The 16,952-nt window shown below is 60.9% G+C and carries 14 protein-coding genes; 4 read left to right on the top strand and 10 right to left on the bottom strand.

The window, feature by feature from the left end:
* Window positions 1-13 precede the first annotated feature (13 nt).
* The 6 genes from gltX to alkB form a co-directional block, all read right to left on the bottom strand.
* Window positions 14-1,363 carry a glutamate--tRNA ligase gene (gltX, locus tag NF685_RS10345; RefSeq protein WP_222546970.1) on the bottom strand — a complete coding sequence of 450 codons (1,350 nt, stop codon included), beginning with the start codon at window positions 1,361-1,363 and terminating at the stop codon, window positions 14-16.
* A 71-nt stretch (window positions 1,364-1,434) separates the two neighbouring features.
* Window positions 1,435-2,214, bottom strand: coding sequence for a transcriptional initiation protein Tat (locus NF685_RS10340; RefSeq protein WP_222546969.1), 780 nt, complete (start codon window positions 2,212-2,214; stop codon window positions 1,435-1,437).
* Window positions 2,214-2,588, bottom strand: coding sequence for a hypothetical protein (locus tag NF685_RS10335; protein ID WP_222546968.1), 375 nt, complete (start codon window positions 2,586-2,588; stop codon window positions 2,214-2,216). Before NF685_RS10335 ends, NF685_RS10340 begins: the two co-directional genes overlap by 1 nt.
* On the bottom strand, window positions 2,585-3,790 hold the full coding sequence (locus NF685_RS10330) for a nicotinate phosphoribosyltransferase (RefSeq protein ID WP_252849552.1): 1,206 nt from the start codon (window positions 3,788-3,790) through the stop codon (window positions 2,585-2,587). Before NF685_RS10330 ends, NF685_RS10335 begins: the two co-directional genes overlap by 4 nt.
* On the bottom strand, window positions 3,787-5,181 hold the full coding sequence (locus NF685_RS10325; protein WP_222546967.1) for a class II 3-deoxy-7-phosphoheptulonate synthase: 1,395 nt from the start codon (window positions 5,179-5,181) through the stop codon (window positions 3,787-3,789). The genes NF685_RS10330 and NF685_RS10325 overlap by 4 nt, the downstream gene beginning before the upstream one ends.
* 69 nt (window positions 5,182-5,250) lie before the next feature.
* A complete protein-coding gene (gene alkB / locus NF685_RS10320) occupies window positions 5,251-5,895 on the bottom strand; it encodes a DNA oxidative demethylase AlkB (RefSeq protein WP_252849576.1) in 645 nt (214 codons plus the stop codon).
* 152 nt (window positions 5,896-6,047) lie between these two features.
* On the opposite strand from alkB, the gene NF685_RS10315 reads away from it, so the two are divergent.
* Both NF685_RS10315 and NF685_RS10310 read left to right on the top strand, forming a co-directional pair.
* On the top strand, window positions 6,048-6,437 hold the full coding sequence (locus tag NF685_RS10315; RefSeq protein ID WP_252849551.1) for a hypothetical protein: 390 nt from the start codon (window positions 6,048-6,050) through the stop codon (window positions 6,435-6,437).
* Window positions 6,438-6,822: 385 nt separating this feature from the next.
* Window positions 6,823-7,653 carry an alpha/beta fold hydrolase gene (locus NF685_RS10310; RefSeq protein WP_222548727.1) on the top strand — a complete coding sequence of 277 codons (831 nt, stop codon included), beginning with the start codon at window positions 6,823-6,825 and terminating at the stop codon, window positions 7,651-7,653.
* Window positions 7,654-7,695: 42 nt separating this feature from the next.
* Here the strand turns inward: NF685_RS10310 and gorA are convergent, their stop codons facing one another.
* The 3 genes from gorA to NF685_RS10295 form a co-directional block, all read right to left on the bottom strand.
* Complete coding sequence (gene gorA / locus NF685_RS10305; RefSeq protein WP_222546966.1) at window positions 7,696-9,084, bottom strand: glutathione-disulfide reductase; 1,389 nt, start codon at window positions 9,082-9,084, stop codon at window positions 7,696-7,698.
* A gap of 116 nt (window positions 9,085-9,200) precedes the next feature.
* Window positions 9,201-10,085 carry a ferredoxin--NADP reductase gene (locus NF685_RS10300; protein ID WP_222546965.1) on the bottom strand — a complete coding sequence of 295 codons (885 nt, stop codon included), beginning with the start codon at window positions 10,083-10,085 and terminating at the stop codon, window positions 9,201-9,203.
* 116 nt (window positions 10,086-10,201) lie between these two features.
* Complete coding sequence (locus NF685_RS10295; RefSeq protein ID WP_222548726.1) at window positions 10,202-11,776, bottom strand: S10 family peptidase; 1,575 nt, start codon at window positions 11,774-11,776, stop codon at window positions 10,202-10,204.
* Window positions 11,777-12,008: 232 nt separating this feature from the next.
* On the opposite strand from NF685_RS10295, the gene NF685_RS10290 reads away from it, so the two are divergent.
* Window positions 12,009-14,516, top strand: a complete 2,508-nt coding sequence (locus tag NF685_RS10290; RefSeq protein ID WP_252849550.1) for a helicase-related protein — start codon at window positions 12,009-12,011, stop codon at window positions 14,514-14,516.
* A gap of 78 nt (window positions 14,517-14,594) precedes the next feature.
* Window positions 14,595-14,924, top strand: coding sequence for a hypothetical protein (locus tag NF685_RS10285; RefSeq protein ID WP_222546963.1), 330 nt, complete (start codon window positions 14,595-14,597; stop codon window positions 14,922-14,924).
* Window positions 14,925-15,186: 262 nt separating this feature from the next.
* Here the strand turns inward: NF685_RS10285 and dld are convergent, their stop codons facing one another.
* A complete protein-coding gene (gene dld / locus NF685_RS10280; RefSeq protein WP_222546962.1) occupies window positions 15,187-16,908 on the bottom strand; it encodes a D-lactate dehydrogenase in 1,722 nt (573 codons plus the stop codon).
* Window positions 16,909-16,952: the final 44 nt, after the last annotated feature.

The raw sequence follows: 16,952 nt of genomic DNA, 5'->3' as shown, positions 1-16,952 counted from the left end.
TGACGTCAGATCTTCAGGCGTTGCCACCCTGCGCTATGGACGCCTCGTGCAGCCGGCGCAGCACAAGCTCGCGGCCCATCATCGGCAGAAGCGCATGAAGCTCCGGCCCCGCTTCCTCGCCTGTCAGAGCAAGACGGAGCGGATGGAACAGAGCCTTGCCCTTGCGACCCGACACATCCTTGAGCGCGGCAATCCACTGTTTCCAGGTCTCACCGTCCCAGGGCGCCTGGGGAAGAGTCTGCTGCGCCTGTTCGAGAAAGCTCGCCTCGTCATGCAGCGCAGGCGGAGCGATCTCGCCCTGCACCACATCCCACCAGAATGCGATCTCTCCTGTCAGATCGACATTGCCACGAATGGCGCTCCAGAACGCCTCGCTGGCCCCTTCCGGCAGGCGGGTGCGTACATCCTCGAAAGAAAGCGTATGCAGCAGGCGACGATTGAGCCCCAGAAGATGCTGCATGTCGAAACGCGCAGCCGAGCGCGAGATATGCGACAGGTCGAAGCTCGCAATGGATTCCTCAAGCGTCATCGGCACCGGATCGTCCGAGCTGCCGATCTTCGAAAGATAGGACACGACGGATTGCGGTTCCATGCCATCGTGACGCAGCGCGCGCAGTGACAGCGCGTCGAAACGCTTGGACAGCTTGCCGCCGCCCTCGTCGAGCAGAAGAGGAAGATGTGCGAAGGTAAAGCGTGAGGGCTTGCCGCCCAGCGCTTCGATGATATCGAGCTGCACACCCGTATTGGTGATATGATCCTCACCACGAATGATATGGGTCACATCAAGCTCCATATCGTCCACCACAGAGGCGAGCGTATAGAGCACCGTACCATCGGCACGCACCAGAACCGGGTCGGAAATCGCCGTCAGCTTGACCGACAGATCGCCCATAACCAGATCGCGCCAGCTCTTGTGCCCGTCCGACAGGCGGAAACGCCAATAGGGTGTCTTGCCATTGGCTTCGGCACGCTCACGCTGCTCGGGGGTCAGGCGCAGCATCGCACGATCATAGATAGGCGGCTTGCGGGCCTTGAGGCGCAGTTCGCGCTTGGCCGCCAGCTCCTGCTCGCTCTCGAAACAGGGATAGAGTCGACCTGAAGCCTTGAGCGCCTCGATGGCCTTGGCGTAACGGTCCAGACGGTCCGACTGATGGGCCATTTCATCCCAGTCGAGACCGAGCCATTCGAGATCGGTCTTGATGCCCTGCTCGTATTCCGGTTTCGAGCGTTCGAGATCGGTATCGTCGATGCGCAGAAGGAATTTGCCCCCATGCTTGCGGGCAAACAGGGCGTTGGCGATGGCCAGACGGGCATTGCCAACATGGAGATAGCCGGTCGGGCTGGGGGCGAAGCGCAGTTTCATGCTGCTTCTATGCCAAGGGCGCGGGCAATTTTCCATAGCCCGCGCAGTAAGGTTATCGGAAATTAAGCCGTTCAGAAAATTCGCGCGAACCCGGCACGCTGCAATTCAGCCAGGGCGCCGAGTGCACTGGGGGTCACGATAGCACGCGGATCGAGGCGGTTCGTCAGCTCTGCGGCAAGCTGCTCCTGTGTCGGATTGCCCGATACGGCACCCAGAGCGAGCAAACGTCCGGCATGCGCCCAGACGGCATTATGGCAGGCGAGAAACACCACGCCACGCGCCTCAAGGGCCGGAATACCGCGCCCCGCCGCGCCATAGGCCCCCTGCTCATCCTGGTGATGGCGGGAGCTGCCGGTTGCAGATTGCTTGAGAGGCAACACGGACTGCCCCGACGTCACGAGGCGCGCGAGGTCGAAACGCGCCCATGCGGTCGCATCGTAGAGCGCAAGCTGGGCCTCGCCCCACAGGGCCATCACCAGAAGCGCATCGGGATGCCCGAAAGAGAAAATTTCGCTGTTCAGCAGGTTCTGCGCCTCGACCGGCCAGTTGCCGGAGAGCGACGTGCCCGTGCCGATCATGCGCTCATTGCTGCGATAGGCACGCAGCGCCTCGAAAGCCACATCATCCCACAGATCGGGATGATCGAGCAGACGCGGCAGGGTCGTGAACTGGCGACGACGCGGAAGCATCTGAAGCTGACGGCTGAGCGCCGGCAGGCTCTCCTGCGGTGAAGGCGGCTCAGGAACAGGCGATACGGGCGCGGCGAAGGCCGATCCCGTCAATGCGCCCAATGCCGGAACCGTCATGCCTGCCGAGAGGGCAGTCAGAAGCTTGCGACGCAGCATCGTCATCAGATCTCGATCTCCTCGTCATCCTCGACGAGACGACGCGGATCGAGCGTGCGCCAGTCACGCTCCATGGGCGTTGCGGGATTTGCAGCGAAATCCTCAAGTTCCGATGCCGATTTCCATCCATCGTCACCGGCCTCGACCACAATCGCGTCTTCACCGAACGAAAACCAGGCTTCCAGCACTTCGCGCGCTGCAGCCCCACCCACGCGACAACGCTCTATGCTGTCGCGCACATAGGCACGCGCATAAGCATTGGCATGGGCAAGGTCCTGGAAATCCTTGACCTCTTCGACAACACCTTCTTCCGCACCGCCCGAGTTATCGAGAATACGGACAAACCACCCGCGATCGGGTTCTGCTTCGGAGCTGCTCATGCTTCGCTCTCCTTTTCCTTGGTCCGGATCTTCTGCAGGAGAAACTCACGACCGACCTTCACCCGCATTTCACCGTCATAAGCAACAATATCGGCGGTGGCGTAGGTTTCGTTCCATTTGACCGGAATGAACGACCCTGTTCCCACCACATCGAGCGGGGCATGGGAATCGCGCATTGTCATGCATTTCTGAAGCCCGAAGCCGGACGAGACGATAATCTTGACCTCGGTAAAGCCGGCCTCGTTCAGCTGCTCGCGCATCCACCAGATGGCGGCCGCCGAAACGCCGGTCCCTACCAGATCCTTCAGCTCATTATCCGAACGATAGCGCCTTATCGTGCCGGGCGTGTGACGCTCCAGCACGGCATAGGAGGATTGTGGATCGAGCCCTTCGATAAACCGCCCACCATGCGTATCCAGCCTCACGCTGATACGGCCCTGCGCGGCCAGCTCCGGAAAGCGCCGGCAGACCGCCAGCGCATCGGTAATCTCCTGACCGAAATAATCGACCAGCACAACAAGCGGATCGTCAGGATAAACCTCACGATACATCTCGGCCGCACGCAGGGTCGAGCCAGCATAACCGATCAGGGCATGAGGCATGGTGCCTAGCCCGTGATCCTGCCCGAAGAATCCGGCCGTCACATCATTGGCGCAACCGACGAAGCCTTTCGCCCCTTCGCGTCGCGCAGCGCGCGAACCGATCGAGGCGGCGTAGCCCATCATTTCCTGCATTTCGAAACCCGCACAATGACGGGCTTCCATGGCCATGAACGCCGCATCGGGAAGCGCCAGCGCCATCTGATAGGCGTTATGCGCTGCCACGCAGGCCGAACCGAGTTTCTGGAGCAGAAGCGTCTCAAGCGGCGCCATACGGGTGAACGGACCGGTCAGATAGAGCAGCGGCTCACCGGCACCAACCCAGCTCCCCTCAGGCGAGATAACATCGATGGCAACCTCGAAACCCTGCTCGCGCGCAACGTTTTCGAGCCATTTGACCATCAGCCCTTGAGCGGCAATCACCGGGCGCCGGATAAACAGCGCATAGGTGACCTTGCATTCGCCGAAACGCGACACGATGGCCTGCGTCCGGTTGAAATACGCGTCAGTGCGTGCCGCGATCTCGCTCTGGGTCAGAGCGAGTTTGGGGCTGAGCGCGGCGTCGAGCGCGGCACGTCCCTCATCCGCCTTGGGCGGGGTCATCCCCTGAGCGCCCCATGATCGCGGAAATGCCCCGTCAGTTCCTCGGCAAGGAGGAAGGCCATTTCGAGCGACTGCTCGGCATTGAGGCGCGGATCGCAGAAGGTCTCGTAGCGCCCGGCGAGATCGGCCTCTGTCAGGCACTGGGCGCCGCCCACACACTCGGTCACGTCCTGACCGGTCATCTCGATATGAATACCGCCCGGGCGCAGCCCTGCCTGCTGGAAGACCGAGAAGAAGCCCTTCACCTCGCCCAGGATCGAGTCGAAAGAGCGGGTCTTGACCTTGTCTGCCGTGGTGATGGTGTTGCCGTGCATCGGGTCGCACAGCCATGTCACGGTGCGACCGCTGGCACGCACCTTGTCGAGCAGGGGCGGCAGGAATTCACCCACCTTGTTCGCCCCCATGCGCGAGATCAGCGTGATGCGACCGGCTTCATCTTTCGGGTTGAGGATATCGAGCAGCTTCTCGAGATCTTCGAGTGTGGTCGTGGGGCCGACCTTGATGCCGATCGGATTGCCCACGCCGCGCAGGAACTCGACATGCGCACCGTCTGGCTGGCGCGTGCGATCGCCGATCCACAGGAAATGAGCCGAGCAGTCGTACCAGTTCTCGCTCAGGCTATCGATGCGCGTCAGGGCCTGCTCGTAGGGCAGAAGCAGCGCCTCATGAGAGGTGTAGAACTCGGTCTCGTTGATCTGCGGTGCGCTCTGGTTGAAGCCGCACGCCCCCATGAAAGACAGGGTCTCATCGATGCGCTGGGCCAGATCCTGATAACGCTCGGCCAGGGGCGAACGTTTGACGAAGCCGAGATTCCAGCGATGCACTTCATGCAGATTGGCATAGCCACCCGATGCGAAAGCACGCAGCAGGTTCATCACGCCGACCGACTGGAAATAACCCGTCTCCATACGTGCCGGATCGGGGATACGCGCGGCCTCGGTGAATTCGGGGCCGTTGATGATATCGCCGCGGTAGCAGGGCAGCGTAACGCCGTTCTGCGTTTCGGTATCGGAAGAGCGCGGCTTGGCATACTGCCCCGCCATACGTCCGATCTTGATCACCGGCACCTTCGCGCCGAAGGTGAGCACGACAGCCATCTGAAGCAGCACGCGGAATGTGTCGCGTACGATATCGGCCGTGAACTCGTTGAAGCTCTCGGCACAGGCCCCACCCTGAAGCACGAAGGCTTCGCCGCGTGCCGCCTTGGCAAGCTGGCTCTTCAGGCGCCGCGTTTCGCCCGCAAACACCAAGGGCGGATATCGCCGCAGACGGGCTTCGACAGAGTCGAGCGCGGCTGCATCCAGATAATGCGGTGCCTGGCGTATGGGGTGCGACCGCCAGCTCGACGGCGTCCAGCCGGCGTGCAGGGCAGATTCGCGGGTCGGGTGCATGAGTAGAGTCTTCCTTGAGCCGAAAAAAGGGCTCTTACTATGAAACGTATTGAGCGTTCCGGCTAGGGGTCAGCCCGCACGCACGCGGCGAAAGGTCAGATTCCAGCGCCTCTCTCCCGTCAGCTCGTGATACCCGGGGCGAAGCGGCGCAATGCCATGATAGGCAAGACGCGATTTCCCACCCCAGACGATAACATCGCCGCTCAGCACCGTGACCCTGCGCGTCGGGTCGGTACGGTTTGCGCCACCGAAAAGGAACCGCGCCTCAAGCCCCAGAGACACCGAGACGACAGGACTGTCGAGTGCGGTCTCGTCCCTGTCCTGATGCAGCCCCATCCGGGCGCCCGGTGCATAACAGTTGATCAGACAGGCCTGCGGGTCGAACGATCCGAACCCGGCACGAGCCGCCATATCGCGCGCAAACCGTGCCCAGTTATCGGGCATTGCCGGCCAGGGATGCCCACTGAGCGGATCGCGGGGCTCATAGCGATAGCCCGCCTGATCGGAATGCCAGCCAAGCGTGCCACAATTTGTCATCTCGACCGAGAAAAACCGGCCGCCCGGGGTCATCAGCCTGCGTAAGGGCGCTTCTGCAACGATGGTTCGAAGCTGCGTCATCAGGGTTTGCTGATAATGCAGCGCTGCACCCGGATAGAAAACCGCGCCCAGGCCGAGCGTTTCATTGGCACGTATGGGGGCAAACAGGTCATCCATCATGATGGAGCGTATAATAGGCTCTTGCCGCCTCGATGCGCACGAATTACTTGATTCCGTTATCAGCGCCAGTGATCGGCTTCGTTCCGAGATGGCATACAATGCTCCTGTGCGGCTTTCGCAGCGGGACGAAACTGCAAGGGACAGCTTTCATGGCAAAGCTCCGTCGCGGCGCCTTTCTGGCCGCCACTCTGTTTGTTCTGCCTGCCGGCACGGCTTTCGCCCAGTTTACGGGGCAGAATGCGCCGAACGAAGCCCATGCCCCGCAGAACAACAGCAACGATACGGGCGTGGAATATCACGGCAAGGGCGAACATCTGACCGCCAAGGGGCGCCACTCCCTGCCGCCCGGCTATCAGGAAGCACCGAGCACGGAATTCAAGCATGGTCCCGATCCGGATCATGCCGATAACGTGCAGCGCGACGCCGTGACAGGCGCCGATCTCAGCAAATTCGGCTCCGCCTACTCCAATTCCAGCCCTGTACAGAGCGGCCAGCTTGGCGATGCGAGCGGCAATGGCTGGGTCGCGCCGCGCCAGTAATCCCTGACCCGGTGCCCTTTGATCCCGGTCACTCAACCAGTCGGCTTGCCCGGCTGGTTTTTTTTCAGCTGACTTTCCCTGCCTGCCCGTACAGGATTTTGCGGTGATGTCATGGCATTCCATGGCGCCCCGCCTCTCTGGCAGCATCCGCCGGGTCGGTATGCGCCAGTCTTTGCCAGCGTTCACGGCATAACGCGACCCGCATCTGGCAGACCGCCTCTTTCAGGCCCTTTCCCCTGGCGTAATCCTGCATTGCCATCACAGCCGCACGAGCGTGCCGGAACTCCCTTCTTCCGCTCAGGTTGATGCTTTCATGCTCACCGCCCGATTTCCGGATGCGCCTGAACAGGCGCCGGAACAAGGCATTGTGGAAAGGATTGTCGTTATGCCCTCACTCAAGCTGCGCGATGGCAACAGCATTCACTTCAAGGATATGGGACAGGGCCGCCCCGTCCTGCTGATCCATGGCTGGCCCCTGACAGGCGATATGTGGGAATACCAGACGCTTGCCCTGCTCGAAGCCGGTTACCGTGTCATCACCTATGACCGCCGCGGTTTCGGACAGTCGAGCCATCCTTATGGCGGCTATGACTACGACACCCTGACCGCCGATCTGGCAGAGCTGATCGATTATCTCGATCTGAGCGATCTGACGCTTGTGGGCTTTTCCATGGGTGGCGGTGAGATCGCGCGCTATCTGAGCAGTTACGGCGCCTCACGCCTTGCAGGCGTCGCGCTGATTTCGTCTGTTGCGCCCTATCTGCTTCAGGACCAGAGCAATCCCGATGGCGTACCGGTCGATGTGTTTGCCGAGTTCAAGGCGCAGATCAGGCGCGACCGCTTTCACTTCCTCGCTGAGTTCCTGAAGGGTTTTTACGGTGTCAGCCTGATCCACAAACCCGTCAGTCAGGCACTGATCGACTGGAGCTTCACGCTCGGCATCATGGCGAGCCCGAACGCCACACTCGATTGCATCGACTCTTTCAGCCGAACCGATTTCCGTCCCGACCTGTCCGCCTTCACCCTGCCGACGCTGGTCGTGCACGGCACGGGCGACAAGACCGTACCTTACGAGCTGACCGGCAAGCGCGTCAGCGAATTACTGCCCCATGCACGCTATGTCGAATATGACAGCGCGCCCCATGGTCTGTTTGCCACCGATGCCCAGGCACTGAACCGCGATCTGCTCGCCTTCCTGTCCAGCACCGGCATCTGATCGCCTCGCCTCCCCCGCCGATGCCGGGGGAGGTAAAGCGCTTCAGCCCTGTCGATCGACCTGACGGGTCGGGCTGCGCATGGTGACGAATTCTTCTGCAGTGGTCGGATGAATGCCGATCGTGCGGTCGAAGTCGATCTTGCGCAATCCGGCCGTGACGGCGATCGCAATGCCCTGCATCATCTCGGCAGCGGCATCGCCAAGCATGTGGGCGCCCACAACCTTCTGGCTTTCGCGCTCGACAACGAGCTTCATGAAGGCCTTGCGATCGCGCCCGATCAGGGTCTGACGCAATGGACGGAATGAGGCCGTAAAGACGTCGATATCGGCTTTCGCTGCTGCTTCCTCCTCCGTCAGGCCAACGCTTGCCATGGGTTCCGAGAAAAACACGGCCTTTGGCGTCGTTTCGTAAGACCAGCTTCTGGCGTGATCGGCAAAAAGCGTCTCGGCAAGGGTATGACCCTCTGCAATCGCAACCGGCGTCAGGTTGATGCGATCCGTCACGTCACCGATGGCATAGATACCAGCCACATTGGTGGCTGAGTTCCCGTCGACACAGACAGCACCGTCCCTTGTTTTCACGCCGGCAGCCTCAAGGCCGAGCCCGTCGATATTGGGCTTGCGCCCCGTAGCGAAAAACACGCAATCGGTTTCGATGGTCTCACCATTGCCCAGAATGACGCGGTAATGCCCCTCACCCAGCTTTTCGATGCGCTCCGGGCTTTGAGCCGCATGAACCGCAATACCGTGATGCGGCAGAGCCTCACTCAGTTTCTCGCGTAATTCCGTATCGAACCCGCGCAAAGGCAGATCCTGACGAAAAACCAGATCGACCTTCGAACCCAGACCCGAGAAAATACCGGCAAATTCGATGCCGATATACCCGCCCCCGATGATGCAGATACGCTCCGGGCGTTCCTTCAGGTGAAATGCCTCATCCGAAATGATTGCATGCTCCGCGCCCTCGATCGGCGGGCGTGTCGGGCGACCGCCCGTGGCAATGACGATACGCTTTGCTGTCACACGGCGGGGCTCGGCCTGTTCGTCCAGTGGGCCCGGCCCGATCTCGATGGTGTTGGCGTCGATCAGCTTCGCACGCCCGACAAACAGCTCGACCCCCGCCTTGCCCAGCATGGACTTGTAGATCCCGTCGAGACGCTCGATTTCCCTGTCTTTCGCCGCGATGAAACGCGGCCAGTCATGCGCACCGATCCGGACATCCCACCCATAGGCCCGTGCATCCTCGGCAGCTTCGGGGCCTTCCGAGGCATAAACCATCAGCTTTTTTGGCACACAGCCGAGATTGACGCAGGTGCCGCCCCAGTGGCGGCTTTCGGCAACAGCCACCTTCGCCCCGTGCTGGGCCGCAATACGTGCGCAGCGCACACCGCCAGACCCGGCACCTATGACGAAAAGATCGAAATCGGGCATGAAGCTCTCTCCAGTTGAAAATGGCCGATCAAACAAAACGCGGCCGGGAAGACTCCCGGCCGCGCATGGCGTGTCAGCACTCTGTCTTGCGCCCGTTCAGAACGGGGCGGGTGGGCTCAGCGTTCCGCAAAAGCCTTCTCGACGACATAAGACCCCTGATTGCTCATGTTGCCTTCATCGAAGCCCATGGAGAGCAGGAGCTTTTCTGTATCGGCCAGCATCTCGGGCGAACCGCAGATCATCACGCGGTCATGCTCGGGATCGAGCTTGGGCAGCCCCAGATCCTCGAAGATCTTGCCGTTCTCGATCAGCGTGGTGATACGATCGGTCACGGCAAATTCTTCACGCGTTACAGCCGGATAGTATTTGAGCTGCTTGGACACATATTCGCCAAGGAATTCATGCTTCGGCAGATCGTGACGGATGTGGTTCATATAGGCCAGCTCGCCCGACACACGCACGGTGTGGCTCAGCACGACATTCTCGTAACGCTCGTAGCATTCCGGATCTTCGATGAGGCTCATGAAGGGCGCAAGACCCGTACCCGTCGAGAGGAAATAGAGGTTACGGCCCGGGCGCAGATTGTCGAGCAGCAGAGTCCCGACCGGCTTGCGGCCGACCAGCACGGTGTCACCCACCTTCACATGGCGCAGACGCGAGGTCAGCGGGCCGTCTTCCACCGCAATCGACAGGAATTCCAGCTCTTCCTCGTAATTGGCCGAGGCGATGGAATAGGCGCGCAGAAGCGGCTTGCCCTCGACCTCGATGCCGATCATCGTGAACTGGCCGTTCTCGAAGCGCAGACCGGGGTCGCGCGTGCAGGTGAATGTAAACAGACGGTCGGTCCAGTGATGAACGCTAAGCACTTCACAGGCCTGAAGATGCCCGTATTCCTTGCTCGGGGGGGCAAGGTGGTACTGGCCGGGATGACCCTCGACAGGCAAGAGGCCGGACAGGGGCTCATCAATGGTCGGCATCGGCAGAGAGACAGGCGCGTTCATTGGCACTCTTTCGCAGGGAACAGGGGGTGGGCGGTCTGAAACCGCCCAAAGTGGCGAATTTTCTAGAGCATCCTTCCGCCATTTGAAAACCCCACAGCTGCGCCTGTTTTAAATTATTACGACGATTTTGGATGCGTCCTTGCAATAAACTGCGACACGTTATCGTGCATTTCCTTCAGCGCGGGCAGATGCGCATAGACCATATGACCCGATGCATATTGCTTGATCTCGATATTTTTCGCGAGCGCACGCGGGATCGGCAGGTGGCGCATTTCATACACCCCTTCGAAATAAGGCGTGCCGAGATCGTAATATCCCTGGTTCAGCATGACCTGTAGCGAGGGATTGGTTTTCATGGCCATGGCCAGATCGGGCAGCACGTTGGGCTCGCCACGCGCCGGGCCGCGCTGGTCGGGCTGCTTGTGGGTGAAGCTCCATTTGCCGATGCTATGGGCGCTCACGCGATATTCCATATAGCCATCGCCGAAGGACGGATCGGCCCCGTAATGCAGCGTCTTGCGTGCATAATCGTTGAACGCCGCCACATAGGCCGATTCCATGGCTGCAGATTGCGGATCGTAGGCCGGGCGCTGGGCCAGAGGGTCGATGCTCGGACCTGAAAAGCGGCTGTCGAGACGACCCGTATCCTGCCCCTCATCGCCAAGAAGCGTCTTGGCAAATTCGCCGCCATTCACGCGCAGATCGGCCTTGATGAGATAATCGACAGGCAGCCCGGTATAGCGATGCAGTTTCTCGGCCGTAGCCTTGAGCTTTTCGTCGCTGATGCCGGTGCCATCCTGCAGGGCGGCGGTGTAATCGGTCAGGGCGAAATGCTCGACCTCGGTCAGGAAGGCCTTGAGATCGGCAGGCTGGTCAGGAAGCTTGTGGTGGTACCAGGCAGTCGCGGCAAAGCTCGGCAGGCCAAGCACATAAGGCTGGTCGTTACTCGGGTTGCCCTGCGCGCGATCGATGGAATTGCCGTAATTCAGGATCTGGGAAAGCAGGATCACGCCGTTGAGGTCGATGCCTTTCTCATTGGCCAGTGCATTGGCAATAATGGCCGAACGCGTCGTGCCATAGCTCTCGCCGAACAGGTATTTGGGCGAATTGTAACGCCCGTGACGGGCAAGAAACTGCGCGATGAAGTCGGTGAAGGCGGCTGCATCGGGGTCGGTACCGTAAAACGCCTTGTCGCGATCCTTGCCGATCACACGACCGAAACCCGTGCCCGGTGCATCAATGAAGACGAGATCGGTCGAGTCCAGCAGGGAATCATCGTTATCGACCAGTCTGTATGGGGCTGCGGGGGTATGCACATCGTCCGATGTCACGACACGCTTGGGGCCGAGCGCACCCATATGCAGCCAGACCGTCGCAGAACCGGGCCCGCCATTATAGACGAAGGTGATCGGGCGGTTTTCGGGATGCGCGCCCTTCTTGAAATAGGCGACGTAGAAAATGGAGGCGACGGCCTGAGGCATTTTCGGGTCGGGATTGGCGTCGTCCCAGCCATCGGGATGCACGATCAGCGTGCCGGATTCCGCCTGATAGGGCACAGCCTGCCCGCGAATGGTCACACTGCCATCGCTCAGAACATGCTGTGGCTTCATCAGAAAAGCCGGGCCATGCACCTCACCGGGGACGCCATCGGGGCCGCCATTGGGGCCGGGCGGAGGCGGCGGTGGCCCCATATGCGGCGGCGGTGCATCGGGGGCAGCGAGCGCCGTGCCGCCCATCAGGGCAGCGAGGGCGAGGAAAGCAGGAAATCTTGAGGCTTGTCTGAACCGCACTGGGTTCTCCTTAGTATCGCGTCGCACAGGACACGCCGCGGCGTATCGTTTCGGTCGCGTATAGGAAAACGAAACGTTCCGGGCTGCAAGTCTCCCGTTGCAGCAAAGCGTGTCATAACGCACAAACGCTTCTATGGATTCAGCACTCTCCCCCGCCGATCACGCGCTCTCCGTTGCGATCGAGGAAACCGGCCTCTCCCCCTCCCCCAAGGAGGAGCCACGGCTGCTCAAACTGATCGCAAGAAGTCTCGTGCCGGGGACGAACACCATTCTCGCCTCGGAATACGAACGCCTGATCTGCGACGTGCGACGCAAGGAGTGGGCAGCGCAGCTGATGAATCTGACCCGACGTGCGGGTGAGCTCTGGATCGGCAAGGCGGATATGCTGGATGCGGTCAGCCGCGTGCATGACCCGCGCGCCACGCCGGAATTGCTGCGTGCCACGCTCGATGACACGCTGGCCGCGCGTTTTCGCGATATGGGCCACACGCCGCGCGATGTGCTTGAGGCCGTTCAGGCCGATCTGACCGATGCGGGCACGTTCCTGTCCGGCGGGCAGATCGACCGTCTGGCTCAGGTGATTGCCTCGGCATTCGGCGTGGAAGATACCAGCTTCGAAGCCGAACTGATCGCCAGCGAAAAAGCGCGACGCGAAGAGGAAGAGCGTATCGAGGCCCGTGCCGAGGCACGACGCAAGCGCGAGAACGAGCGCCTCAAGGCGTGGGAAGAAAGCCTTGTCGGGTTCGATCAGGTGCCCGCCATCCTGCACTGTACCCCGCGTGAGGCCCTGCGCTGGATTGCAGAAAACCGCCTGCCGGTCACACGACGCACGCCCCAGCCCGACGGCACCGAAAAATTCGAATTCGATCCCGAGATCCTGCGTCGTCTGCGCTCGCAACTGTCCGAATGGCGCGGGGGTGAACGCGGCACGCCTGCACTGGCTGGGCGCAAGGTTGGCAATGCCGTGATTGCTCGCGTGGCAGCGCTCGATCGTTATGTCGCGCATTTTCGCACGGCCCGCTCGCTCAAGCGCCGCATCACACTGGTGACCGGTCCGACCAATTCGGGCAAATCCTATACGGCGCTCAATGCTCTGGCCAACGCCGAGAGCGGTCTCGCCCTCGCACCTTTGCGCCTTCTGGCCCATGAATTCCGCGAATCCCTGCTGTCTCGCGGCGTACCGGCCTCTCTGGCCACGGGCGAGGAACGCATCGAATTCCCCGGTGCGCGCCATCTGGCCGCCACGGTCGAGATGTGCCCCTTCCATAACCCGGTCGATGTTGCGCTGATCGATGAGGCGCAGATGCTGATGGACCCCGATCGCGGTGCTGCATGGACTGCCGCAATCATGGGCGTGCCAGCGCGTCATCTGTACATTCTGGGCGCCCCAGACTGTATTCCGCTCATCAGGCGTATTGCCGAACTCTGCGATGACCCGCTGGACGAAATCAGCCTCGAACGCAAATCGCCGCTTCGCGCGGCGGGTGCACCTTTGCGCCTGCGCGATCTCGAAGCGGGCGATGCGCTCATTGCCTTCTCCCGTCGCGAGGTGCTGGATCTGCGCGCCGAGCTGCTGACGCTCGGCAAGCGCGTGGCCGTGGTCTATGGTGCCCTCAGCCCCGAAGTGCGTCGTGCCGAAGCTGCACGCTTCAATAATGGCGAGGCCGAAATCCTTGTAGCAACCGATGCCATCGGCATGGGCCTCAATCTGTCCATCAAGCGTGTGGTGTTCAGCGCGCTGCGCAAATATGACGGCAAGCAGACACGCGATCTGACCGCGCAGGAAATCAAGCAGATCGGCGGGCGTGCCGGGCGATACGGGCATCATGAAAACGGTATCGTCGCCGTGCTGGGCGAGGCCGGCACACCGGCGCACATACGCAGGATGCTGACCGCCCCGCCGGAGCCCATTACCGAGCTGCGTCCGCTCGTTCAGCCCGACGCCGATATCGTGCGCGCCGTGGCCGAAGAAATCGAGACAGATAGCCTTTATGGCGTGCTCGTACGCATCAAGCGCGCCGTGTTGCGTGCCGATGACCCCAATTACCGTCTGGCTGATATGGATCAGGCTTTCGAAATCGCCTCGGCACTGGAAGGTGTCGAGGGGCTCTCGCTCACCCAGCGCTGGGTTTACGCCATGTGCCCTATCGACGAGCGTGATAACGGTATTTCGCGCCTCGTCGGCTGGGCCAGCGACCATGCTGCGGGTCGCCGGGTACCGCCCCCCGGCACGGGCCGACTGGTCCAGCCCTCACAGGCCGGGCGCGAAGAACTCGAACGCGCTGAAAAGCGTCACAAGCGCCTTGTGGCGTGGCGCTGGCTCTCGCTGCGCTTTGCCGATGCCTATACGGACAAACAGGCTGCCGAGGACAACACCACGACACTGAATGACTGGATCGAAGCCGTATTGCGCCAGCAGAGCCGCGAACGCGAGCACCAGAAGCGCGGCGCGCCCGGTCAGCGTCCCGGGGGCAAACGCGGTTTCGGTGGCCGCCCATCTGGGCGTGAACCAACCAGGTCGAGCGGCTCGGATCGCGATGCCCCGACCGGTCGTACGGCTTCGACGCAGAAAGGCCCGAGGAACGGACGCGGCCCCCAACCCGGTGGTGGCGTTAAAAAGGGCAGCCGCAACAGGCACTGATCCCCACTATCGCTGCGACGTATCGCCACGCGCAGTCCCGAGGCGCTGCAACCCGGTAGGGTGGGAGCGCCTTTCTGTTTGCGCGCCGCCCTATCTGCGATCGCGGCGCGCGCCTCCCTTGCACACTTCCCGCAGACGCCGAGAAAATGGAGTCGCGTCGGCAAGACGACCACCGCCAAGGGCGGTATAGGCCCGGCTCAGACAATCCGGCTAAAGTCCGGGAAACGGCTTGAATACTGGATTTTTCGCGTCTTCATCGCCAAGGCGCAGAGCGGTAGCGGCTTCTCGCATGGGCGTGGCCAGCAGGCCCCGAAGAAGATTTTCCCGGAATCGACGCAAAAAGTTCTTCCATTCGTCATAAAAACCGCGCTAGCTTTTCTTTGCGGCAACCGAAGTCGCTTCAAATAATTCTTCAGAAATTACTCTGGAGAATGAAGTAAAGTTCGGCCAACGCAAAATAGTGCGCATCGTGCGCCATGTGAAGAAGGAATACAGATATGTCGTCTGGTTTTTCCGTAAGCACATTTTCGTCGAAAACTATGACCTCGGTCCGGGTTTTCTCTGCAGATGCCAAATATACAGGGGTCGGCCCACCGTAAAGGTGCGCCAGGGCCCTCCGCCACCCGCTTTCGCAGGCTATGCGCAGGGCCACCCATTTTGTCTCTCCTCCTCAGATACTCTCTGCTTTCCAGTTTCGCTTCTTGGTCGACTTTCCAATACCGGGATTGAGACAGTTACAAGGGTCCAGATCCCGGTAGTGGCCCAATAAAGCCTCACCCGCCTCGTAAAGATGACCGAGATTATGCTCCGCAGGGTAACGGGCGCCCCGCTTATCGAGCAGTTCGAGCATTTCATGCTCTACAGCTTCGGCTGATTCACCCGGCTTCAGCACATAATCCTGATGCATGACGTGGCAGAGAAAATGCCCGTAATAGAGCGTGGTTTCTATGCGTGAGGCAATGCGCTCTGGCAGTACCTCGAACCAGTTCTCATCATTGCGACGCAGGGCGACATCGAGCGCCACGATCTCCCCCACCCTGTCACCGTGAACATTGCGATAGCGCACAGCAGCACCCGCCGCGGCAAAACGATGCAGGAAGGCGCGCGTGCCTTCATCCGGAGTACAGGCAAACCAGTCTCCCTCTCCGCCCGAGATAGCCCCGGCCAGATGGGTCTTCACATCGTCGGCAATACGACGGGAAACGCGCAGCATGAGATGATGCTCGAAGCGTTTTTCAAAATCGCGCATTCTGGCGGGTATCTGCTGCGGCAGAAGGCGCCCCAGTTTCTGCATGATACGATCGGTCAGATGAGAGGGCAGAAAGCGGCTTTTCGAAAAGAAATCGTCAGCCCAGGCCTTGAGCGCGAATAACCGGGGGATGACGCCTGTCCCCGCATAGCGGATCAGGGCCACCGTGTCGCGACCGTATGCCTCAGCCACCTGAAACGCCTCACGGTGCATGTATTCGCCCGCAATCGGCAGTTCTTCATGCGCAGTCAGGAGATGCCGACGCAGTTTCTCGAGCGTGGAAGTGCTGTTGGTCCCGATATAGAAGACCTGCGTATCCTTCTCGGCCGGGAACGTATCCACGCGAACGGCGAAAACGATCAGCTTGCCCGCATTGCCCGAGGCCTCGAACCAGCGTTTCTCATCCTGGTTATAGCGCGCAGGTGTATCGGCCTCGATGTCGCGTACATGCGTCTTGTACGACTCGTCATGCCCCTTCGCGCCGGTCCATTCGATTTCATCCGCTGTCAGCGCCCCGCTTTCCAGACGGCCCAGAGCCTTGACGGGATCGCTATCGAGTTTCACGCCCAGATGATTGACCAGCTCGAGTCGACCCTCGGCCGTCACACGTCCGTAAAGCGCCATTTCGGTATAGGCGGGTCCACGCTGCACCAGCGCACCGCCGGAGTTGTTGCTGATCCCGCCCAGAACGGATGCCCCTATGCAGGATGATCCGATTACCGAATGCGGCTCGCGTCCATGACGGGCCAGAACGGTTTCAAGCTTGTGCAGGGTCGTGCCGGGCAGACAGATAACCTGCTTTCCGCCACCCAGAAGATGAATACCGCGCAGACGACGCGTGTTGAACAGAATGACAGGGCGATCGTAATCGTCACCATCGGGTGTCGAACCGCCGGTCAGGCCGGTATTGGCCGCCTGAACGATGATGATCTGTCCGGCAGCTACGCAGAGCTCTGCCGCGCGCCAGAACTCGACCAGCGTGCGCGGCCGGATGACAGCGCGTACCGGTCCCGATCCGAAGCGAAACCCCTTCGTATAAGGTGCAGTCGCATGGGGGGCGACCAGAACATGGGGCGTCCCCACGATCTGACGCAGCAATACGAGCAGCCGATCAGCGTGTAATGTCGGTTCCGTCAAAGGCATGGTGATCTTCCTTGTCACTTCGATCATGCCCGTCGACCCGCTTT

The organism is Asaia lannensis NBRC 102526, assembly GCF_024054035.1.
GTDB lineage: Bacteria > Pseudomonadota > Alphaproteobacteria > Acetobacterales > Acetobacteraceae > Asaia > Asaia lannensis.
The sequence above is the reverse complement of the archived record's forward strand: the minus strand, read 5'-3'. Positions and strand labels throughout refer to the sequence as shown.